At 71.2% G+C, this 20,548-nt stretch carries 19 protein-coding genes and 1 tRNA gene; 9 read left to right on the forward strand and 11 right to left on the reverse strand.

All coding sequences use genetic code 11. The features are described from left to right. The first annotated feature begins 23 nt into the window (after positions 1 to 23). The 3 genes from fumC to IEV65_RS08355 all read left to right on the forward strand — a co-directional run bounded on the left by fumC (position 24) and on the right by IEV65_RS08355 (position 2,919). Positions 24 to 1,430: a class II fumarate hydratase gene (fumC, locus tag IEV65_RS08345; RefSeq protein WP_188429785.1), complete on the forward strand. Its 1,407-nt coding sequence runs from the start codon at positions 24 to 26 to the stop codon at positions 1,428 to 1,430. A 189-nt stretch (positions 1,431 to 1,619) separates the two neighbouring features. Beyond that, positions 1,620 to 2,483 (forward strand): DUF3097 domain-containing protein, encoded by an 864-nt coding sequence (locus IEV65_RS08350; protein ID WP_188429786.1) that lies wholly within the window; start codon positions 1,620 to 1,622, stop codon positions 2,481 to 2,483. Positions 2,484 to 2,499: 16 nt separating this feature from the next. Beyond that, positions 2,500 to 2,919 carry a DUF4870 domain-containing protein gene (locus tag IEV65_RS08355; RefSeq protein ID WP_229735099.1) on the forward strand — a complete coding sequence of 140 codons (420 nt, stop codon included), beginning with the start codon at positions 2,500 to 2,502 and terminating at the stop codon, positions 2,917 to 2,919. Between the two features lie 391 nt (positions 2,920 to 3,310). Here IEV65_RS08355 and hemW read toward each other — a convergent pair whose 3' ends face one another. Then, positions 3,311 to 4,558, reverse strand: a complete 1,248-nt coding sequence (hemW, locus tag IEV65_RS08360; RefSeq protein ID WP_188429787.1) for a radical SAM family heme chaperone HemW — start codon at positions 4,556 to 4,558, stop codon at positions 3,311 to 3,313. Positions 4,559 to 4,635: 77 nt separating this feature from the next. On the opposite strand from hemW, the gene ppk2 reads away from it, so the two are divergent. Continuing rightward, complete coding sequence (gene ppk2 / locus IEV65_RS08365) at positions 4,636 to 5,526, forward strand: polyphosphate kinase 2 (RefSeq protein ID WP_188429788.1); 891 nt, start codon at positions 4,636 to 4,638, stop codon at positions 5,524 to 5,526. 174 nt (positions 5,527 to 5,700) lie between these two features. On the opposite strand, the gene IEV65_RS08370 is transcribed toward ppk2, so the two are convergent. The 4 genes from IEV65_RS08370 to IEV65_RS08385 all read right to left on the reverse strand — a co-directional run bounded on the left by IEV65_RS08370 (position 5,701) and on the right by IEV65_RS08385 (position 10,051). Continuing rightward, on the reverse strand, positions 5,701 to 6,621 hold the full coding sequence (locus IEV65_RS08370; RefSeq protein ID WP_188429789.1) for a hypothetical protein: 921 nt from the start codon (positions 6,619 to 6,621) through the stop codon (positions 5,701 to 5,703). 272 nt (positions 6,622 to 6,893) lie between these two features. Then, positions 6,894 to 7,664 (reverse strand): tRNA (guanosine(46)-N7)-methyltransferase TrmB, encoded by a 771-nt coding sequence (trmB, locus tag IEV65_RS08375; protein WP_229735100.1) that lies wholly within the window; start codon positions 7,662 to 7,664, stop codon positions 6,894 to 6,896. Beyond that, a complete protein-coding gene (gene lepA, locus IEV65_RS08380) occupies positions 7,661 to 9,523 on the reverse strand; it encodes a translation elongation factor 4 (RefSeq protein ID WP_188429791.1) in 1,863 nt (620 codons plus the stop codon). Before lepA ends, trmB begins: the two co-directional genes overlap by 4 nt. A 72-nt stretch (positions 9,524 to 9,595) precedes the next feature. Continuing rightward, positions 9,596 to 10,051, reverse strand: coding sequence for a GNAT family N-acetyltransferase (locus IEV65_RS08385; protein ID WP_188429792.1), 456 nt, complete (start codon positions 10,049 to 10,051; stop codon positions 9,596 to 9,598). Between the two features lie 151 nt (positions 10,052 to 10,202). Between IEV65_RS08385 and aceB the strand changes: the two genes are divergently transcribed. The 4 genes from aceB to glcF are packed head-to-tail and all read left to right on the forward strand — an operon-like array spanning position 10,203 to position 16,006. Beyond that, on the forward strand, positions 10,203 to 11,828 hold the full coding sequence (gene aceB / locus IEV65_RS08390) for a malate synthase A (RefSeq protein ID WP_188429794.1): 1,626 nt from the start codon (positions 10,203 to 10,205) through the stop codon (positions 11,826 to 11,828). 53 nt (positions 11,829 to 11,881) lie between these two features. Beyond that, on the forward strand, positions 11,882 to 13,357 hold the full coding sequence (locus IEV65_RS08395; RefSeq protein WP_188429795.1) for an FAD-linked oxidase C-terminal domain-containing protein: 1,476 nt from the start codon (positions 11,882 to 11,884) through the stop codon (positions 13,355 to 13,357). Further along, complete coding sequence (locus IEV65_RS08400) at positions 13,357 to 14,634, forward strand: FAD-binding oxidoreductase (protein ID WP_188429797.1); 1,278 nt, start codon at positions 13,357 to 13,359, stop codon at positions 14,632 to 14,634. The genes IEV65_RS08395 and IEV65_RS08400 overlap by 1 nt, the downstream gene beginning before the upstream one ends. 1 nt (position 14,635) lies before the next feature. Continuing rightward, the gene (gene glcF / locus IEV65_RS08405) at positions 14,636 to 16,006 is read left to right on the forward strand and encodes a glycolate oxidase subunit GlcF (RefSeq protein ID WP_188429799.1); all 1,371 of its coding nucleotides are present in this window, start codon (positions 14,636 to 14,638) and stop codon (positions 16,004 to 16,006) included. 66 nt (positions 16,007 to 16,072) lie between these two features. On the opposite strand, the gene IEV65_RS08410 is transcribed toward glcF, so the two are convergent. Then, complete coding sequence (locus tag IEV65_RS08410) at positions 16,073 to 17,878, reverse strand: L-lactate permease (protein ID WP_188429801.1); 1,806 nt, start codon at positions 17,876 to 17,878, stop codon at positions 16,073 to 16,075. Positions 17,879 to 18,010: 132 nt separating this feature from the next. On the opposite strand from IEV65_RS08410, the gene IEV65_RS08415 reads away from it, so the two are divergent. Beyond that, complete coding sequence (locus IEV65_RS08415; protein WP_188429803.1) at positions 18,011 to 18,469, forward strand: type II toxin-antitoxin system PemK/MazF family toxin; 459 nt, start codon at positions 18,011 to 18,013, stop codon at positions 18,467 to 18,469. A gap of 65 nt (positions 18,470 to 18,534) precedes the next feature. Here the strand turns inward: IEV65_RS08415 and IEV65_RS08420 are convergent. From IEV65_RS08420 to IEV65_RS08440, 5 genes are all read right to left on the reverse strand, one after another. Continuing rightward, a tRNA-Ala gene (locus tag IEV65_RS08420) sits at positions 18,535 to 18,610 on the reverse strand. Positions 18,611 to 18,689: 79 nt separating this feature from the next. Beyond that, positions 18,690 to 19,325 carry a histidine phosphatase family protein gene (locus tag IEV65_RS08425; RefSeq protein ID WP_188429805.1) on the reverse strand — a complete coding sequence of 212 codons (636 nt, stop codon included), beginning with the start codon at positions 19,323 to 19,325 and terminating at the stop codon, positions 18,690 to 18,692. 8 nt (positions 19,326 to 19,333) lie between these two features. Beyond that, on the reverse strand, positions 19,334 to 19,711 hold the full coding sequence (gene rsfS / locus IEV65_RS08430; protein WP_188429807.1) for a ribosome silencing factor: 378 nt from the start codon (positions 19,709 to 19,711) through the stop codon (positions 19,334 to 19,336). Beyond that, positions 19,708 to 20,280, reverse strand: a complete 573-nt coding sequence (nadD, locus tag IEV65_RS08435) for a nicotinate-nucleotide adenylyltransferase (protein WP_229735132.1) — start codon at positions 20,278 to 20,280, stop codon at positions 19,708 to 19,710. Before nadD ends, rsfS begins: the two co-directional genes overlap by 4 nt. 14 nt (positions 20,281 to 20,294) lie before the next feature. Further along, positions 20,295 to 20,525, reverse strand: coding sequence for a hypothetical protein (locus IEV65_RS08440; RefSeq protein WP_188429810.1), 231 nt, complete (start codon positions 20,523 to 20,525; stop codon positions 20,295 to 20,297). Between the last annotated feature and the right edge of the window lie 23 nt (positions 20,526 to 20,548).

The following is a 20,548-nucleotide window of genomic DNA, read 5'->3' on the forward strand; positions in this document are numbered from 1 at the left end:
CCGTGTCGTCCTACGATCGGGGCATGAGCCAGGTGCGCACCGAGAGCGACAGCATGGGTCAGGTCGAGGTCCCCGCCGACCGTTACTGGGGCGCGCAGACGCAGCGCAGCATCCACAACTTCCCCATCGGGCGGGATACTTTCGTGTGGGGGCGACCGCTGATCAAGGCGCTGGGGATCCTCAAGAAGGGCGCCGCCCAGGCCAACGCCGAGCTCGGGGAGCTACCCCAGGACGTCGCGGACCACATCGTCCGCGCGGCAGAGGAGGTGATCGCGGGCGAGCTCGACGACCACTTCCCGCTCGTCGTCTTCCAGACAGGGTCCGGGACCCAGAGCAACATGAACGCCAACGAGGTCATCGCCAACCGCGCGATCGAACTGGCCGGCGGCGAGCTCGGCAGCAAGACGCCGGTGCACCCCAACGACCACGTCAACCGGGGGCAGAGCAGCAACGACACCTTCCCCACCGCCATGCACATCGCGGTGCTGCTCGAGCTGCGCGACCGGCTCGAGGGCGACGTCGCGGTGCTGCGCGAGACGCTGGCGGGCAAGGCGGAGGAGTATGCCGATGTCGTGAAGGTCGGGCGCACCCACCTTCAGGACGCCACCCCGATCACGCTGGGTCAGGAGATCGGTGGCTGGGTCGCGCAGATCGACTACGCCATGGCGGAGGTCCGCCACGCCGGCGAGGGGCTGCGCGAGCTCGCGATCGGCGGCACGGCCGTGGGCACCGGGCTCAACGCCCACCCGCGCTTCGGCGAGCTCGCCGCCCGGAAGATGGGCGAGGAGGCAGGCCTGGAGCTGCAGTCGGCGACCAACACGTTCGCGGCCCTCTCGGCCCACGACGCCCTGGTCCAGACTTCGGCGGCGCTGCGCACGCTCGCGGGCGCGCTGATGAAGATGGCCAACGACGTGCGCTGGCTCGCCTCGGGCCCACGCAACGGCATCGGCGAGCTGCTCATCCCGGAGAACGAGCCGGGCTCGAGCATCATGCCCGGCAAGGTCAACCCCACCCAGTCCGAGGCGATGACGATGGTGGCGACTCGGGTCTTCGGCAACGACGCCACGGTCGCCTTCGCCGGGACGCAGGGCAACTTCCAGCTCAACGTCTTCAAGCCGGTCATGGTGCACGCCGTGCTCGAGAGCATCCGACTGATCGCCGACGCCTGCCGCGCCTTCAACGACGGGTGCGCCGTCGGGATCGTGCCCAACACCGCCCGCATCGAGGCCAACCTCGCGAGCAACCTGATGACCGTGACGGCCCTCAACCCGCACATCGGCTACGACCGCTCTGCCGCGATCGCCAAGAAGGCGCACAAGGAGGGCACGACCCTCCGGGAGGCGGCGCTGGCCAGCGGCGAGGTCACCGCAGAGCAGTTCGACGCCTGGGTGGTCCCGGCCGACATGACCCGACCGCGCGCAGTCGACTGAGAGCACCGCCCGCGCAGCCCCTCGCCGACCGGACAGGCAGGACGGCCGGTCCGGCAGCAACGCCTGTCCGGTCCGGCAGCAACGCCTGTCCGGTCCGGCAGCAACGCCTGTCCGGTCGGGTCTGGGGAGTGATCGAGGCGTGGCGAGCCTCACCCGCCACACCCGTCTCACGGCATACCCTCGGTGCCCGTGATGGACCGGTATGGAGCTGACGTGCTGAAGACCGACTGGAGGGCGCCGCGCCGCGGGCGCGCCCAGGAGGTCGAGGCGGTGACGGGGACCGTCGTGGAGGACGTCGACACCGGCTGGGTCGGGGCGGTCGTGCGTGTCGAGAAGGCCGGTGGCATGCAGGTGGTCCACCTCGAGGACCGGCGCGGCCGGGTCAAGGGCTTCCCGCTGGGACCGGGCTTCCTCATCGACGGTGCCCCCGTCGTGCTCACCGCGCCGACGGCCGAGCGCCGCGCGCAGGTCCAGGCGGCGCAGCAGGCCGCGAGCCGGACCGCCAGCGGGTCGGTGCGCGTGGTCGGGCAGGCGGCACGCGTGGCCAGCGGCTCCCGGATCTGGGTCGAGGGCAAGCACGACGCCGAGCTCGTCGAGAAGGTCTGGGGCGACGACCTGCGGGTCGAGGGCGTGGTCGTGGAGATGCTCGACGGGGTCGACGACCTCGCGGCGGCGATCCGCGACTTTCGCCCCACGGCCGACCGGCGCCTCGGCATCCTCGTCGACCACCTGGTCCCCGGCACCAAGGAGAGCCGCATCGTGGCGGAGGCAGAGAAGGTCAGCCCGCACGCGCGGATCCTCGGGCACCCGTACGTCGACGTGTGGCAGTCGGTCAAGCCCGCACGCCTCGGCCTGACCGCCTGGCCCGTCATCGAGAAGGGGCGTTCGTGGAAGCACGGGGTGCTCGAAGAGTTGGGTTATCCCCATAGCACCCAGGCCGACGTCGCCCTAGGTTGGAAGAAGATCCTCAGCACCGTGCGTTCCTACAGCGACCTGGAACCCACGCTGCTCGCCAGCGTCGAAGAGCTCATCGACTTCGTCACCGTTCCATGACCGCAGGAGGGCCACCATGAGCCAGCACCCCCACCCCAACCATCCCTACCCCCAGGCACCGGGCACCCCGGCCGTCAACGGCGAGGAGCGCACCATGATGCTCCTGGCCCACCTGTCCGCTCCGGCCGCCATGCTCCTCAGTGCCGGCTGGCTGCCGTTCCTCGGCCCGCTGCTCGTGTGGCTCTTCTACAAGGACCGCAGCCGGGCCGTCCGCGCCGCCGCCGCCGGCGCCTTCAACTTCAACATCGGCCTGACGGTCGCCTCCGTCCTGACCTGGATCAGCGTCATCGTGACGCTCGGGATCGGCCTCCTCTGGGCGGTCCCGATCTGGATCGTGATCTTCATCGCGCAGATCTGGGTGCACCTCAAGGCCGCCCTGGCCGCCAACCGCGGCGAGGTCTACGACTACCCGTTCCAGGTGCGCATCCTCAGCTGACGACCCTGACGCCGGTCGCAGGGAGTTTTTTCGACCAACCCCTTGCGCCCGGCGCCGGAGAGGCGTAGAACAGTCTGTACGCACTCCTTCGGGAGAGCGGGTCGCAAGACTTGTCGAGGATTCGTCGTTCTTCGAACAGCCCTTTGTGATGCAGGGTTCGAGCCTCCGGCACCTGTGCGACCGTCCAGCTGGCACCACGGCTGGTCGTGTGGCCCGACCCGCGAACTCATACTTCGCGGGACGGGCCACACCTTTGTCTGCGGGGGGATGGCCCACCGGGACAGGAACGGATCAGCCCTGCCGGCTCATACCCGGCAGGGCTGATCCCGTTCTACCGCGAGCAGCCGTCCACCAGCCCTCTTCGGTATGGCGTGTCGGTGAACTTTCTCGCTCAGGCGGCCAGCAGCCGGTGGACCACGGTGTCGGCCAGCAGCCGTCCGCGCCGGGTCAGGACCACCCGTCCGCGCACGGCGGCGACCCCGTCCACCAGGCCGTCGGCCACGAGGCCGGCGACCGCCCGTCGGCCCTGGCCCGCCAGGGCCGTGACCGGCAGGCCCTCCGCCAGCCGCGACCCGAGCAGCACGGTCTCGTCGTGCCGCTGCTCCTCGTCCAGCACCTCGCGGGCATGGGCCGGGCTCTCGCCGCGCGCGAGCCGCTCCGTGTAGGCGCGCGGGTGCTTGACGTTCCACCACCGCACTCCACCGACGTGGCTGTGCGCCCCCGGGCCGATGCCCCACCAGTCGCCGCCGCGCCAGTAGGCGATGTTGTGACGACACTCGGTGCCCGGGGCGCTGGCCCAGTTGGAGATCTCGTACCACCGGAAGCCCGCGGCGCCGAGCAACTCGTCCGCGAGCTCGTACTTGTCGGCCTCGTCGTCGTCCTCTGGCGCGGGGACCTCGCCGCGGCGCACCCTGGCCGCCAGCTTGGTGCCCTCCTCCACGACGAGCGCGTAGGCCGACACGTGGTCCGGTGCCAGTCCGACGGCGACCTCGAGGCTGCGCCGCCAGTCCTGCAGCGACTCCCCGGGCGTGCCATAGATCAGGTCCAGGCTCACCTGCATCCCGGCGCCGCGCACCGCGGCCACGGCGGTGGCGACGTTGGCCGGGTCGTGGGTGCGATCCAGCGTGGCGAGGACGTGCGGGACGGCCGACTGCATGCCGATGCTGACCCGCGTGAAGCCTTGTGCGGCAAGCCTTTCGGCAACCTCCGGGGTGAGGGTGTCGGGGTTGGCCTCGGTCGTCACCTCCGCGCCTGCCGCCAGTCCCCACTGCGCGCGTATGCCGTCCAGCAGCCCCCCGAGCAGCTCGGGCGGGAGCATGGTCGGCGTGCCGCCGCCGAGGAAGACGGTCGACACCTCCGGCGGGGTCCCGGGCGCCAGCACCCGCCCGGCCAGACGCAGCTCCTCGTGCGCCGCCCGGACGAAGTCACCCATGGGGCCCGGGACCTGCCCCACCACCGGCAGGGTCTCCCCCAGCTCGGGCAGCGTGTAGGTGTTGAAGTCGCAGTACCCGCACCGGACCCGGCAGAAGGGCACGTGGACGTAGACCGAGAAGGTGCGCGACGGCATACCGACGAGCGCGGACGCGGGGAGCGAGCCGTCGACCGGGGCGGGATCACCGGGAGGGAAGGCGGACGGCATACCTCCCAGTGTCCCACCCGCGCCCGACGCCACGGTCGTTCACCGGATCGTCACCCTGGGGCGATACTGTCGGCGACGTGCAGCAACGTCTTCGCGAATACATCGACCGCCTTCGGGACGAGGGCTACACGGTCCGCGACGACCAGGGCTCCGACCCCGACCTGATCTCCCCGTCGGGCAGCGCGGTGGACACGTGGCGCGAGGACTACCCCTACAGCGAGCGGATGACCCGCGACTACTACGAGGTCGAGAAGTGGCTGCTGCAGGTCGAGCTGCTGAAGTTCCAGTACTGGGCCAAGGACAACGGCAGCCGTCACGTGCTCGTCTTCGAGGGCCGCGACGCGGCGGGCAAGGGCGGGTCGATCAAGCGGTTCACCGAGCACCTCAACCCCCGCGGCGCGCGCGTGGTGGCGCTGAACAGGCCGACCGAGGTGGAGGCCGGGCAGTGGTACCTCCAGCGTTACGTCCAGCACCTGCCGACGTCCGGGGAGATGGTGCTCTTCGACCGCAGCTGGTACAACCGTGCCGGAGTGGAGCGCGTCATGGGCTTCTGCTCCGAGCAGGAGTACGAGACCTTCATGGAGCAGGCCCCGCTGTTCGAGCGCATGCTCGTCGACTCGGGCATCTCGATCACCAAGTTCTGGTTCTCGGTGACCCAGACCGAGCAGCGCACGCGCTTCGCGATCCGTCAGCTGGACCCGGTCCGGCAGTGGAAGCTCTCGCCCATGGACCTCGAGTCGCTCGACCGCTGGGACGACTACACCGCGGCCAAGGAAGAGATGTTCCGTCGGACCGACACGGACTGGGCGCCGTGGACCACGATCAAGTCCAACGACAAGAAGCGCGCCCGCATCAACGCGATGCGCCACTTCCTCAGCCTGTTCGAGTATGAGGGCAAGGACCACGACGTCGTGCTGCGCCCGGACCCGCGGCTCGTCAAGCGGGCGCGCGACACCGTCGGCGACTGAGCTGCTGAGCGACTCAGAGACTCAGCGACTCAGCGACTGGGCGGCTGCGCGGCTGGAAGACTGCGCGGCCGCGCGGTGGGGCAATGACCCACCCAGAGCCCCACTCTCGTGTGAGCGCCAGGGCCTGAGGGTCACCAGAGTGGGCCACTCGGCAGGCCTCGTCGCCAGGGCGCCTCAGGAGCGGCCGGGAAAGTAGCGACGCCACTCGTCCGAGGCCCTCCCCATCGGGATGCCGCGCTGGGCGAAGATCCGCCGCAGCCGGGCGACCGTCTCGCCGGGAGTGGTGTAGATGTCCTTGCTGACGAGGGTCACGATCCGCCACTGCTCGTCCTCGAACTCCTCACGCCGTCCGATGTCACCCTCCCAGTGCTGCTCGCGCTCGATGTGCTGACGCCCGTCGTACTCGACAGCCGTCCTCGTTGCGCGGTCTCCCGCGTCGAGCCGCCGCCGCAGCTGCCCCCGGTCGTCGAAGAACCGGATGTCGGTCTCCAGCTCGGGCAGTCCGCTCAGCACACGCAGCAGCCGGGCCCGTGACTCCATCGGCGAGTCCACCCCCGGTCGGACCAGACCGGCCGCACGTCTGGCCAGCCGCACTCCCCGTCCGCTCGCCGAGGCGGCCGCCGCCACGAGCGCGGCCTGCGTCGTCCGGCGCTTGCGGACCAGTCCGTCACCGAGCACGACCAGGTCGACGAGGTCGAGGTGCGCCGCCAGGTCGAGGAAGGTGTCGACCGCGCTCGTGATCCGCACCGACCGGAAGGTGGTGCCACCCCGGCCGGAGTGGTGCACGACCACGCCTTCCCTGCGTCGGCGCTTCACGTCGTGAGGCACCGACACGTGCAGGTATGGCGTGTCCGGCACCGGGGCGCCGTAGACCCGGGCCGCCAGGTGGTGCGAGACGACGGCCCGCTCGCTCGCCGCCACGATCAGCGCCGCCCTGGCGTCCGCCAGCACGGGGTCAGCCGCGGCGGCCGCGGCGGCCACGTGCACGCCGTGGACGATGCGCCGGAAGCGCTCGGACTCCAGGTCCGCGCGCGTCAGCCCGGCGGCCAGCCCCCGCGCGGTGGTGAACGGTCTGGTGAGGTCGAGCCGCGACATGGCACCAGGGTGCCCGTCCCAGGGCATCCATCCCGCCCGTCGTCCACAAGGTGAGCTCACGATCGTGGCATCGCTCCCGGACACTTACCCAGTGCCCCACTCTCGCAGGCAAGAGGGCCTCGGGCGGGGGCGAGACTGGGGCTCTCGGCGACCTGCGTCGAGGCGGACCTGGCCGACCGTGCGCTCAGATGCGGCGCTGCCCCAGGTCGGTGATGGCCCGCCCTGTGCTCAGATGCGGACGTACGCCAGGTCCGTGATGGCGCGCCCTGTGCTCAGATCCGGACGTACGCCAGGTCCGTGATGGCGCGTCCCGCCTCGACGCCGCGGCGCTCGAACCGGGTCACGGGCCGGAGCGGCGCGCGCTCGGTCGACACCAGTCGCAGCCCGGCGTGCGCGTCCAGCACCTCCTGCATCGACTCGGCGTAGTCGTCCCAGTCGGTGGCCAGTCGCCAGGTGCCACCAGGCGCGAGCAGCCGCACCACGGTGTCGGCGAACTCCGGGGTGACGATCCGTCGCTTGTGGTGCCGCGCCTTGGGCCACGGGTCGGGGAAGAAGGTCCACACCTCGTGCGCCCCGCCCGGCTCCAGCACGGTGCGCAGGGCGAGCGCCGCGTCGGCCTCGAGGATCCGCACGTTGGGCGGGACCGCTCCGCCGCCGGCCTGCTCCAGCTTGAGGAGCGCGTGTCCTATGCCGGGACGCCATACCTCGAACGCCAGGAAGTCCCAGTCAGGACGCGCGGTCGCGCCGGACGCGAGCGCGTCGCCCGCGCCCGAGCCGATCTCGACCACCAGCGGCGCGCGGCGGCCGAAGGCCTCCCCCACGTCCAGGCGGTAGGAGGGGTCCACCGCCGTGGACCGCTCGCCCAGCGAGCGCGGCACCTCGAGCAGCACCTCCCCGGCGTGCCGGTCCCACGCCTGCTGGTGGGTGTGCGGCATACGCCCGCCGCGACGCGTGAAGGAGCGCGTGCGCGCCAGCGGGCGCGGCCCGATGACCGGATGTCCGAGGGCGTAGTGCCCGCGGGCCCCCGGGCGGGAGTCGCTCACTTCTTGGACTTCTCGCCTGCGGAGGCGTCCTGGGAGAGCGCGGCGATGAAGGCCTCCTGCGGCACCTCGACGGAGCCGACCATCTTCATCCGCTTCTTGCCCTCCTTCTGCTTCTCCAGCAGCTTGCGCTTGCGGCTGATGTCACCGCCGTAGCACTTGGCGAGCACGTCCTTGCGGATGGCGCGGATGGTCTCCCGCGCGATGACCCGCGCGCCGATGGCCGCCTGCACCGGGACCTCGAACTGCTGGCGCGGGATGAGCTCCTTGAGCTTGCCGGCCATCTGCACGCCGTAGGCGTAGGCCTTGTCCTTGTGCACGATCGCGCTGAACGCGTCGACGGTGTCGCCCTGGAGCAGGATGTCGACCTTGACGAGGTCGGCGACCTGGGTGCCGTCGGGCTCGTAGTCCAGCGAGGCGTAACCGCGGGTGCGTGACTTCAGCGCGTCGAAGAAGTCGAAGACGATCTCGGCCAGCGGCAGCGTGTAGCGCATCTCGACGCGCTCCGGCGAGAGGTAGTCCATGCCGCGCAGGGTGCCGCGCCGCGTCTGGCACAGCTCCATGATCGCGCCGATGAACTCGCTCGGCGCCAGGATCGTGGCCCGCACCACCGGCTCGGTGATCGAGTCGATGCGCCCGGACGGGAACTCGCTGGGGTTGGTCACCTCGACGACCTTGCCGTCGTCCAGCGTGACCTCGTACTCGACGTTGGGCAGCGTCGAGATCAGGTCGAGCCCGAACTCGCGCTCGAGCCGCTCGCGGACGATCTCCAGGTGCAGCATGCCGAGGAAGCCCACGCGGAAGCCGAAGCCCAGCGCCGCCGACGTCTCCGGCTCGTAGACCAGCGCCGCGTCGTTGAGCTTGAGCTTGTCCAGCGCCTCGCGCAGGTCGGGGTAGTCGGAGCCGTCGATCGGGTAGAGCCCGGAGAAGACCATCGGCTTGGGGTCCTTGTAGCCGCCCAGCGCCTCGCTCGCCTGCCGGCGCTCGCCGGTGACGGTGTCTCCGACCTTGGACTGGCGGACGTCCTTCACACCGGTGATGAGGTAGCCGACCTCGCCCACGCCCAGGCCTTTGGACGGCACCGGCTCCGGGCTGATCACACCGATCTCGAGGAGCTCGTGGGTCGCCTTGGTCGACATCATGGCGATCCGCTCGCGCGGCGACAGCGCGCCGTCCACGACCCGGACGTAGGTCACGACGCCGCGGTAGGTGTCGTAGACCGAGTCGAAGATCATCGCCCGCGCCGGCGCGTCCGGGTCGCCGACCGGCGGCGGGATGAGCTCGACGATGCGGTCCAGCAGCTCGGGCACGCCCACGCCCGTCTTGCCCGAGACCCGCATGACGTCCTCGGGGTCGCAGCCGATGAGGCCCGCGATCTCCTCGGCGTACTTCTCGGGCTGGGCCGACGGGAGGTCGATCTTGTTCAGGACCGGGATGATCGTGAGGTCGTTCTCCATCGCCAGGTAGAGGTTGGCGAGCGTCTGCGCCTCGATCCCCTGGGCCGCGTCGACGAGCAGCACCGCCCCCTCGCACGCCGCGAGCGACCGGCTCACCTCGTAGGTGAAGTCGACGTGCCCGGGCGTGTCGATCATGTTGAGGATGTGCGTGTGCTCCGCGGTCGCCCACGGCATCCGCACGGCCTGGCTCTTGATCGTGATGCCGCGCTCGCGCTCGATGTCCATGCGGTCGAGGTACTGGTCGCGCATCTGCCGCTGGTCGACGACGCCGGTGACCTGGAGCATCCGGTCCGCCAGCGTCGACTTGCCGTGGTCGATGTGGGCGATGATGCAGAAGTTGCGGATGCGCTCCGGCGGGGTGGCGGCCGGCTGGGGCACCGTGGCGGGGCGGGCAAGGGGTGACACGCTGGGTCTCGACCTCGTCAGGTATGTCGTGGGCTGGGCAGTCCTCCTAGTGTCCCACGGCGGCGGACCGGGTCAGGTCTGCTCGGACATGTCCGGCGCGGCCCCGTCGATCCGGACGAACGCCCGCAGGGTGCCGTCGCCGTGGTCGCGGATCTCGGTGTACCCGAGCGACTCGTAGAAGGCGCGCTGCCGCGGCTCGTCGTCGGTGAGCAGCACCTTCTGCCGGACGTGCGCGAAAGGCTCGAGCGCGGCGAGCACGAGGCTGCGCCCGACGCCCTCGCGCTGCAGCTCGGGGCGGACCAGGACGTCCTGCAGGTAGGCGATGCTCGCACCGTCGGAGATGACGCGCGCCAGCCCCAGCAGCTGGTCGCCATACCGCGCCGTCACGACCCGGGTGGAGTTGCGGACCGCCTCCTCCAGCGTGTCCGGGTCGTCCGTGTAGGCGGACCAGCCGACCGCGGTATAGAGCTCGACCAGCTCCTCGCGCCCCGGGCGCTCCTCCTCGACCACGATCTCGTGACTGCTCACGACCTCACTGTACGAGCCGTGCAGATCGGATGCCTCCGGGGCTGGCCGCACGACAACGGCACACGGTAGTCTTTCACTGCACGACGCACTTCTTCCGCATCACGGAAACTCACCCCTGGTTGAGCATCCCCGACCCACCCCGAGGAGCGCCATGAACGAGCAGAACCCCACCCCCGCCGTCACCCTTGACCTGCCCGAGGGCGTGCAGGTGACCGGCGAGCTGCGTCCCGGCTACGAGGAGGTGCTCTCCCGCCAGGCTCTGGAGCTGATCGCCGCGCTGCACCGTGAGCTGGAGCCGCGTCGCCAGGAGCGGCTCCGCGCCCGCGCCGAGGTCGTCGACGCGGTGGCCGCCGGCCAGGACCTCGGGTTCCTGCCCGAGACCGCCTCGGTGCGCGAGGACGACTCGTGGCGCGTCGCTCCGCCTGCACCGGGCCTGGAGGACCGCCGTGTCGAGATGACCGGCCCCACCGACCGCAAGATGACCATCAACGCGATGAACTCCGGCGCACGCGTCTGGCTGGCCGACCAGGAGGACGCCAACACCCCGATGTGGGCCAACGTGGTCGAGGGCCAGATCAACCTGCGCGACGCCATCGCCGGCACCATCACCTTCACCTCCCCCGAGGGCAAGGAGTACGCCCTCTCGACGACCGACCAGAGCCAGCTGCCGACGATCGTCATGCGGCCGCGGGGTTGGCACCTGGACGAGAAGCACATCACGGTGGACGGCGAGCGCACCTCCGGCAGCCTCGTGGACTTCGCGCTCTACATGTGCGCGAGCGCCCGCCTGCAGATCGACTCCGGCAAGGGCCCCTACTTCTACCTGCCGAAGATGGAGCACCACCTCGAGGCGCGGCTGTGGAACGACGCCTTCAACCTGGCCCAGGACGCCCTGGCGATCCCGCGCGGCACGATCCGCGCGACCTGCCTCGTCGAGACCTACCCCGCCGCGTTCCAGATGGAGGAGATCCTGCACGAGCTGCGCGACCACTCCGCGGGCCTCAACGCCGGGCGCTGGGACTACCTGTTCAGCATCATCAAGACCTACCGCACCCGGGGTGAGGACTTCGTGCTCCCCGACCGCAACGCGGTGACGATGACGGCCCCGATGATGCGCGCCTACACCGAGCTGCTCGTCAGGACCTGCCACAAGCGCGGCGCGCACGCGATCGGCGGCATGGCGGCCTTCATCCCGTCCAAGGACGAGGACGTCAACAAGGCCGCCTACGACAAGGTGCGCGCCGACAAGTCCCGCGAGGCCAACGACGGCTTCGACGGCTCCTGGGTGGCGCACCCGGGGATGGTGCCGACCTGCCTGGAGGTCTTCGACGCCGTGCTCGGCGACCGCCCCAACCAGCTCGACCGGTTGCGTGAGGACGTCTCGGTCACGGCGGCCGAGCTGCTCGACGTCCGGTCGACACCTGGGGAGGTGACCGAGCAGGGCCTGCGGGCCAACATCGACGTGGGTCTGCAGTACCTCGCCACGTGGCTCACCGGCCGGGGCGCCGTCGGGATCCACAACCTCATGGAGGACGCCGCGACCGCCGAGATCTCCCGCAGTCAGGTGTGGCAGTGGATCCACAACCAGGTCACGCTGGCCGACACCGGCGAGACCGTCACGAGCGAGCTCGTCGAGCGCCTGGTCGACGAGGTGGTCCCCACGCTCCCGGGCTCCCCGGAGGACTACGCGGACGCCACGCGACTCTTCCTCGAGGTCGCCGTCGCGGACGACTACGCCGACTTCCTCACCGTGCCGGCCTACGAGGCGATGCCCTGACCGCCAGGCCTAGGGTGGAGGACGAAGCGGTCCGTGAGAGAGAGGTCCGGGGTATGACGTCAGCCGGCTCCCGAGGGAGCGTCACCGAGGTGCTCGCCGACCTGCGCGGCGTCGTGCCCGAGCGCCAGCTCCTGACCGATCCGTCGGAGCTGGACACCTACGCGTGCGACGGGCTCGCCGCCTACCGCGTCCGTCCCGCGCTGGTGGTCCTCGCGGACAGCGCCGACCAGGTCGCAGCCACGGTGACCGCGTGCGCTCGCCGTGGCGTGCCGTTCGTGGCGCGCGGCTCGGGCACCGGTCTGTCGGGAGGCGCCCTCCCCCACGCGGAGGGCGTCCTCCTGGTCACCAGCCGGCTGCGCACGCTGCACGAGGTGCGCCCGCAGGACCAGCGGGCCGTCGTCGACCCGGGAGTGATCAACCTGCAGGTCAGCAAGGCCGCCAACCCGCACGGCTACTACTTCGCCCCCGACCCCAGCAGTCAGCAGATCTGCTCGATCGGCGGCAACGTCGCGGAGAACTCCGGCGGCGCGCACTGCCTCAAGTACGGCTTCACCAGCAACCACGTGCTCTCCCTCGACGTCGTGACGCCGCAGGGCGAGCAGGTGACGCTCGGCACCGAGGCACCCGACGCACCGGGCTACGACCTCGTGGGCGCGTTCGTCGGGTCGGAAGGGACGCTCGGCGTCGCGACGCGCGCCACCGTGCGGCTGACCCGGCTGCCCCAGGAGGTCCGCACCGTCCTGGCCGGGTTCGCGAGCACCGACCAGGCCGGCGCGGCGACCAGCGCCATCATCGCGGCCGGCATCGTGCCGGCCGCCATCGAGATCATGGACGCCCTGGCGATCGAGGCCGCCGAGAAGGCGGTCAGCTGCGGCTATCCCGCCGGCGCCGGGGCGGTCCTGGTCGTGGAGCTGGACGGCTCCGCCCTGGAGGTCGAGCACGAGTACGCCCGGGTCGAGCAGATCTGCCGCGAGGCGGGCACGTTCGAGTTCCGGATGGCCACCGACGCGGCGGAGCGGGCCGAGATCTGGAAGGGCCGCAAGTCGGCGTTCGCCGCCGTCGGGCGCATCTCCCCCGACTACATCGTGCAGGACGGCGTCGTGCCCCGCACCGCCCTGCCCGAGGTCCTGCGTCGGATGGGCGAGATCAGCGCCGAGCGCGGCGTCCGCGTCGCCAACGTCTTCCACGCCGGAGACGGCAACCTGCACCCGCTCGTGCTCTTCGACGCGTCCGAGGAGGGCGCCACCGAGCGGGCCGAGGAGGTCTCCGGGATGATCCTGGACCTGTGCATCGAGCACGGTGGGTCGATCACCGGTGAGCACGGCGTGGGGGCCGACAAGGCCCGCTACATGCCGCGGATGTTCACGGACGACGACCTGGACACGATGCAGCTGGTGCGCTGCGCCTTCGACCCCGAGGGGCTCGCCAACCCGGGCAAGGTCTACCCGACCCCGCGGCTGTGCGGTGAGCGGCCCCGGGTCGTCCAGGGTGCGCATCCGCTGACGGCCGACGGCGTGGAGGTCTTCTGATGACAGGGAGCGTGCTCGACCTCATCGGTGCTGCCTGCCAGGCCCGCGAGGCCACGGCGGCGGACGCCGTGGACGGGGTGACGACGCAGGTGGTCGCCTCGCCCGCCTCGACCGAGGAGACCTCGGCGCTGCTGCGTGCCTGCCACGAGCACGGCCTCGCCGTCGTCGTCCGCGGTCACGGGACCAAGCTCGCGTGGGGCACGCCCCCCGAGCGGGTGGACGTCGTCCTCGACACGACGAGGATGGACGCGCTCGTCGAGCACTCCCGCGGTGACCTGATCGCCACCGCCGGTGCCGGTATGCCGCTCGCCCGCCTCGCCGCCCACCTCGCCGAGGGCGGCCACCAGCTCGTGGTGGACGACCTCGTGGCCGTCGACCGGCCCGACGGCCCCGGCGGCTCCACGCTGGGCGGGGCGGTGGCCACCAACCTCTCGGGCCCGCGCCGCACGTGGGTCGGCGCCATGCGCGACCTCGTGATCGGCGTCCGGTTCGTCCGCCCCGACGGCACCGTCGCCAAGGCGGGCGGCAAGGTCGTCAAGAACGTCGCCGGCTACGACCTGTCCAAGCTCCTCTGCGGCTCCTACGGCTCGCTGGCCGTCATCACCGAGGTGACCGTCCGGCTGCACCCGCTGCCCGAGGCGGACCGCTGGGTGGGCACGTCGGTGGAGCCGGACCGGCTGGCTGCCGTCCTCGCCGAGGTCGTGCAGAGCCAGGAGGTGCCGCACGCCGTCGAGGTGCGCGTGCGTCCCGGCGTCCGCCCCGCCGTGGTCACGCTGCTGTCCGGCACCGAGGCGGGCGCGACCGCGCGGGCCGAGACCCTGCGTGACCGGCTCGCGACGCTCGGCTGCGAGGCCCGGGTGCACGACGTCGCTCCCCCGTGGTGGGGAGTCCTGCTGCACCCGGGGCAGCGTGGCGGCACACCGGTGCCCGACGGCTCCCGTCCGGTCCTGCTCAAGGCCACGGCGCGCCTGAGCGGCATACCGCAGCTCCTCGAGGAGGTGACGGCGGTCCAGGGCACCGCCACCGGTTCTGCGGGGTCCGGCGTCCTCTACGTCACGCTGCCGCCCGGCGACGAGGTGCACGACCACGTCCAGCGGTTGCGCAGCGTGTCCACGCGCCTCGGTGGCTCGCTGGTCGTGCTCGACGCACCGCCGCAGACCAAGCCCGGCCTCGACAGCTGGGGCGCCGTCCCCGGACTGGAGCTGATGCGCCGGGTGAAGCAAGAGTTCGACCCGCGGCGCACCCTCGCGCCCGGACGGTTCGTGGGAGGCCTGTGAGATGAGCGACCGATCGACCCCTGTCGACCTGGGGATGCCGACCGCGCGCGGCGATCGCTCCCGGGTGCTGGCGCAGCCCGCGTTCGACGACCACCGGCCGCCCAGCCCCGACCTGCTCGACGACTGCGTGCACTGCGGGTTCTGTCTCACGACCTGCCCGACCTACCAGCTGTGGGGCGAGGAGATGGACAGCCCGCGCGGCCGCATCGACCTCATGCGCGCGGCCAGCGAGGGTGGTCCGCTCACGGAGTCGACGGTCGACCACTGGGACGCCTGCCTCGGCTGCATGGCCTGCGTGACGGCCTGTCCGTCGGGCGTCCAGTACGACCGGCTCATCGAGGCCACCCGGGCCCAGGTCGAGCGCCGGGTGGAGCGTCCGGCCAAGGACAAGGCATTGCGCAGCCTCATCTTCGGGCTGTTTCCCTACCCGCAGCGCCTCCGCGCGCTGCGTGGGCCGCTGCGCCTCGCGCAGCGGACGGGGGTGCTCGACCTCGTCGCCCGCACCGGGCTCGTCGGGCGGATCAGCCCCCAGCTGGAGGTCATGCAGTCGCTCGCGCCGCCGCTGGGCCCGCGCGCAGAGGTCCCTGAGAGGACCCCGGCCGTCGGTGAGCGCAGGGCCGTCGTCGGGATGCTGACCGGCTGTGTCCAGCGGGAGTTCTTCGGGGACGTCAACGTCGCCACCGCACGCGTCCTGGCAGCGGAGGGCTGCGACGTCATCGCCCCTCGCCGGCAGGGCTGCTGCGGCGCACTGTCGGTGCACGTGGGCCGCGAGGAGGAGGGCGCGGAGTTCGCCCGGCGCCTCATCGACACCTTCGAGGACGCGGGCGTCGACCACGTGGTCGTCAACGCGGCCGGGTGCGGCTCGAGCATGAAGGAGTACGTCCACCTGCTGGCGGACGACCCGGCCTACGCGGACCGGGCGCGCGCGTTCAGCGCGAAGGTCCGTGACCTCTCGGAGATCCTCGTCGCCCTCGGGCCGGTGGCGACCCGGCACCCGGTCACCGCCGAGGGCCAGGAGCTGACCGTGGCCTACCACGACGCCTGTCACCTGCGCCACGCCCAGGGTGTGGTCAGCCAGCCGCGACAGCTTCTGCGCGCGATCCCGGGCCTGCGACTGGTCGAGATCCCGAACGCCGAGATCTGCTGCGGCTCGGCCGGGGTCTACAACATCCTCAACCCCGAGCCTGCGCAGGAGCTCGGTGACCGCAAGGCGGCCAACATCCTCAGCACCGGCGCTCAGCTGCTCGTCACGGCCAACCCCGGGTGCCTGATGCAGATCACGCAGGCACTCGAGCGGGCCGGGCGCCCCGTCCCCTTCGTGCACACGGCCACACTGCTGGACGCCTCCATCGCCGGAGAACGCCTGGCCTGAACCGCCCACGACGACAAGGCCCCGGTCCGCGCGAGCGGACCGGGGCCCTGTCATGGGCCGTCGACCTCAGACGTCGACCGGGGTCTGCACAGCCGGGAGCTTCTTCTCCCGGTCGAGCATCCACCAGAGCGCGCCCAGGAGGATCGCGACCAGCACCGCGGTGTGGAGGAGCCCGACCAGGGCGACGCCATAGATCATGAAGTAACCCACGGCGCCCGCGACGAGGCAGTAGTAGAAGGTGACCAGCGCGGTCTTGCGGATGAGGTCACCCTCGCGACCCAGCAGGCCGACCGTCGCCGAGGCGGCGACGATGTTGTGGATCGCCACCGGGTTGCCACCCGCTCCACCGACCGCCTGGGTCGCGACCACGGTGTCCGGAGAGACCCCGATCTCGGCACCCGTGTGGAACTGGAAGAGGGCGAAGGTGAGGTTGGACACGGTGTTCGACCCGGCCACGAAGGCGCCCAGCGCTCCGATGAACGGGCTGATGAGCGGCCAGTTGGCCCCCGCCATGGCCGCGGCCCCCTCGGCGAGGGTGACCGGCATGGAGTTCAGGCCCGACTCGGTGAAGTCGGCGCCGGACCGGATCAGGATGCGCACGAGCGGGACGGCGAACCCGAGGGCGACGGCCGTGCCGAGGAGCTGCTTGCCGGCGATGGTCCACGTCTCGCGGATCTGCTGACGGTCCATCCGGTGCAGGCCGTAGGTGATCAGGCAGGTGAGGATGAACACGGTGCCGGGGCTGTAGAGCCACTGCCAGGTCGTCGAGATGCCCGAGCCGAAGATGTTCTCGAACGGGACGGTGACCGCAGGGTTCTCCGAGCGCAGGGCGTCCTGCAGGGGCACGATGAGACGGGTGGCGAGCAGCAGCACCGCGACGATCACGTAGGGCGCCCAGGCGACCGCCATGCCCATCTTGCGGTGGCTCAGCTCGTCGAGGTGGTCGGTGTCCACCGACCCCATCCAGCGCTCCTCCCAGCTCGCCCGGGGACCGAACTCGAAGGTCTCCTTCGGCATGAGGAAGCCGCGGCTGGAGGTGAACATCACCAGCGCCAGACCGATGAGGCCACCGAGCAGCGACGGGAACTCCGGGCCGAAGAGGAAGGCGACCAGGACGTAGGGCACCGTCATCGCCAGCGAGGCGTAGATCGCGAACGGCCAGACCTTCAGGCCCTCGGCGAAGCTGCGGCGCTCGCCGAAGAAACCGGTGAGGAAGACCGAGATCATGAGCGGGATGAGCAGGCCGGCGATCGCGTGGATCACCGACACCTGTTGGGCGATGTGCGCGACATACTCCATGTGGTCCATGCCCAGCTCGGCCTCGCGGGCAGCGACGCCCGGGTCGCCGCTGAGGCCCTGCCCCACGCCGACGATCAGCGGGGTGCCCACCGCGCCGAAGGAGACGGGCGTGGACTGGATGATCAGGCCGACCATGACCGCGGCCATCGCGGGGAAGCCCAGCGCCAGCATGAGCGGGGCGACGACGGCCGCCGGGGTGCCGAACCCCGAGGCACCCTCGATGAAGGAGCCGAACAGCCAGCCGATGATGATGGCCTGGATGCGGCGGTCGGGCGAGATCGAGGTGAAGCCGGCGCGGATGGTGCTCATGGCACCGCTGGCGATGACGGTCGAGAGCAGGAGCAGCGCGCCGAAGACGATGTAGAGAAGCGAGACGGCGATGATCACGCCCTCGACGGTGGCTGCGGCCACGGCACCGGGGCGCATCTTCCAGACCAGCATGGCGATGATCACCGTGACCACGTAGCCCACCGGCATGGCGTATTTGGCCGGCCAGCGGAACCCGGCCAGCAGCACGCCGACCAGGGCGATGGGCGCGATGGCCAGCAGGGTGAGCACTGCAAGGTTGTCCACGTCGACACCTTCTTCTGACGTCGGGGCCTTCTCCGGGACTGAGGAGGCGCTGTCCTGCACTCTTCACGAAGGTGGCCGACTGCGCAAGACCCCTCGCCGAGATGGTCCGAGGAATGTCGTTAGCGTGACGTCATGTCCTCGTCAGGGAACCTCCCGGAAGCAGAGCATCCGCCCACGCAGGTCCTCACGCCCGGGACGGCACAGCCGGCCGCGTACTCCTACGGCCCCGTGGACGACGACCTCGCGGACCCGGGAGAGGTCGCCTGGGCGTGGGTGACCTTCGAGGAGGACGCGCGACGCGGCAAGGACCGTCCGGTCCTCGTCGTGGGACGTGACGGCGACCGGCTGCTCGCCCTGCAGCTGACCAGCAGGGACCACGACCTCGACGCGGCGCAGGAGGCGGCCGAGGGCCGGTTCTGGGTCGACATCGGTGCCGGTGCCTGGGATCGGCGGCGTCGACCCAGCGAGGCCCGGGTCAACCGGCTGCTGCGCCTGGACCCCTCGGTCGTGCGACGGCCGGGTGTGCCGCTCGACCCGGGCCTCTTCGCCGAGGTCATGACCCAGGTGCGGCGCTACTTCCCCGTTCCCTGAGCGTCGCCGAGGACCGCGGACGACGAAGGCCGGGCACCTCGCGGTGCCCGGCCTTCGTGTCCTGCTGGTGGAGCTGAGGGGATTCGAACCCCTGACCCCCTCCATGCCATGGAGGTGCGCTACCAACTGCGCTACAGCCCCTCGTCGTGAGGACTGGAGTACTTTACCCAGATCGGTCCCGGAACTCCAAATCCCAGGTCAGCAGCCCTTTCGTCCCTGGTCAGCGGTCGGTCACGCTGCCCACGCTGGCCGTGACACCGCGGTTCCAGGCCTCCAGGCGCCACCCGGTGCGGTGCTCCACGAGCTCGGCCCAGTGGCAGTTGTGCAGCCCGACGAGAGAGAGCCACGCCTGCCGGTAGCTCAGACCCACGACGTCGGCGACCAGCGCCCGGCTGGCCATGCCGTGCGTCGCGAGGACGGCGGTCCGGTCCGGCGCGAGCCTGGCCACGAGGTCGTCGAAGGCGGCACGGACCCGACGTTGGACGTCCACCACGCGCTCCCCGTGCACCCCGCGGACCTCGTCCTCGCCGCGGTCCAGGGCCTCGACGACGTCGGGGTAGCGCCTGACCACCTCGGAGTGAGGCAGACCCTGCCACTCCCCCACGTGGATCTCGCGGAGCCGCTCGTCGTGCTCGACGGTCAGGCCGGTCAGCGCGGCCAGGGCGTCGGCTGTGTCGGCGGCGCGGGCGAGGTCGCTGGAGACCAGGCGTGCCACGCCCCGGTCGCACAGGGCCTGGGCAGCCGCTGCGGCCTGCTGCCGGCCACGGTCGGACAGGTGCACGTCGAGCTGGCCCTGGTAGATGCCCGAGGCGTTGTGGCCGGTCTCGCCGTGCCGCCACACGATGACGCGGCGCACCGTGCCGCTCAGGCGCTCTCGGGCGGAGCCGGCGAGGGCAGCACGATCGGCGGGCAGTCCTTCCAGAGCCGCTCGAGGTCGTAGAACTCACGGTCCTCGGCGTGCATGACGTGCACGACGATGTCGCCGAAGTCGAGCAGCACCCAGCGGCCCTCGCGCTGGCCCTCGCGGCGCAGCGGCTTGGAGCCCAGCTGGAGGAGCCGGTCCTCCACGGAGTCCACGATGGCGGAGACCTGGCGCTCCGACGGTGCGGAGGCGATGACGAAGACGTCGGTCAGGACCAGCTGGCCCGACACGTCGAGGGCGACGACGTCCTGGGCGAGCTTGTCGTGCGCGGCGACGGCGGCCGCCTGCGCGAGCTCCTTGGCGCGCGTGGTGGCGCTCACTGGGTTTCCTCCCGGTAGAGGTGGTACTTGCCGATGTACTGGACGACGCCGTCGGGCACGAGGTACCAGACCGGCTCGCCCGCGGCCGTGCGCTCACGGCAGTCGGTGGAGGAGATGGCCATGGCGGGCACCTCCAGCAGGGTGACCTTGTCCTCGGGCAGCCCCGCCTCCGAGAGCTCGTAGCCGGGTCGGGTGACGCCCACGAAGTGCGCGAGCTCCCACAGCTCCTCGACGCCCTCCCACGACAGGATCTGCGCCAGGGCGTCCGCGCCGGTGATGAAGTAGAGCTCGTCGTCCGGCCGCAGCCGGCGCAGGTCGCGGAGCGTGTCCCGCGTGTAGGTCGGCCCGTCGCGCTCGACGTCGACCCGGCTGACGGTGAAGCGCGGGTTGGACGCCGTCGCGATGACGGTCATCAGGTAACGGTGCTCGGCCGGCGAGACCTTGGTGACGTCCTTGCGGTAGGGCTGGCCGGTGGGGACGAAGACGACCTCGTCGAGCCCGAGCAGGTGCGCGGCCTCGCTGGCCGCCACGAGGTGCCCGTGGTGGATGGGGTCGAAGGTCCCACCCATCACCCCGAGACGCATCAGTGCCCGGTGCCCCTGTGCGCGTCGGGGTCCTGGTGGCCCTCGGCCACGCCGTGCGGGTCCAGCGCCAGGGTGTTGCGGAAGGACCACAGCAGGCCGAGCAGCAGCAGGAAGGTCGCGATCGCGATCACGCCGAACCAGATCGGCTCGAAGATCAGCTCGTTGACGACCGGGTGGTGACCTCCCTCCTCGGCGGAGGTGGCCAGGACCTGGGACAGCGCAGACGTCATGCGGGACACGATACCCCGGTGCC

Origin of the sequence: Ornithinimicrobium tianjinense (genome assembly GCF_014636495.1) — a bacterium.
GTDB lineage: Bacteria > Actinomycetota > Actinomycetes > Actinomycetales > Dermatophilaceae > Ornithinicoccus > Ornithinicoccus tianjinensis.

Excerpts from the sequence above, each read along its gene's own strand:
- IEV65_RS08370 (WP_188429789.1), bottom strand. The coding sequence starts at position 6,621 with ATGTCGCGGCTCGACCTCACCAGACCGTTCACCACCGCGCGGGGGCTG.
- fumC (WP_188429785.1), top strand. The coding sequence starts at position 24 with ATGAGCCAGGTGCGCACCGAGAGCGACAGCATGGGTCAGGTCGAGGTC.
- aceB (WP_188429794.1), top strand. The coding sequence starts at position 10,203 with ATGAACGAGCAGAACCCCACCCCCGCCGTCACCCTTGACCTGCCCGAG.
- hemW (WP_188429787.1), bottom strand. The coding sequence starts at position 4,558 with ATGCCGTCCGCCTTCCCTCCCGGTGATCCCGCCCCGGTCGACGGCTCG.
- glcF (WP_188429799.1), top strand. The coding sequence starts at position 14,636 with ATGAGCGACCGATCGACCCCTGTCGACCTGGGGATGCCGACCGCGCGC.
- IEV65_RS08415 (WP_188429803.1), top strand. The coding sequence starts at position 18,011 with ATGTCCTCGTCAGGGAACCTCCCGGAAGCAGAGCATCCGCCCACGCAG.
- IEV65_RS08400 (WP_188429797.1), top strand. The coding sequence starts at position 13,357 with ATGACAGGGAGCGTGCTCGACCTCATCGGTGCTGCCTGCCAGGCCCGC.
- IEV65_RS08440 (WP_188429810.1), bottom strand. The coding sequence starts at position 20,525 with ATGACGTCTGCGCTGTCCCAGGTCCTGGCCACCTCCGCCGAGGAGGGA.
- IEV65_RS08395 (WP_188429795.1), top strand. The coding sequence starts at position 11,882 with ATGACGTCAGCCGGCTCCCGAGGGAGCGTCACCGAGGTGCTCGCCGAC.
- nadD (WP_229735132.1), bottom strand. The coding sequence starts at position 20,280 with ATGGGTGGGACCTTCGACCCCATCCACCACGGGCACCTCGTGGCGGCC.
- IEV65_RS08355 (WP_229735099.1), top strand. The coding sequence starts at position 2,500 with ATGAGCCAGCACCCCCACCCCAACCATCCCTACCCCCAGGCACCGGGC.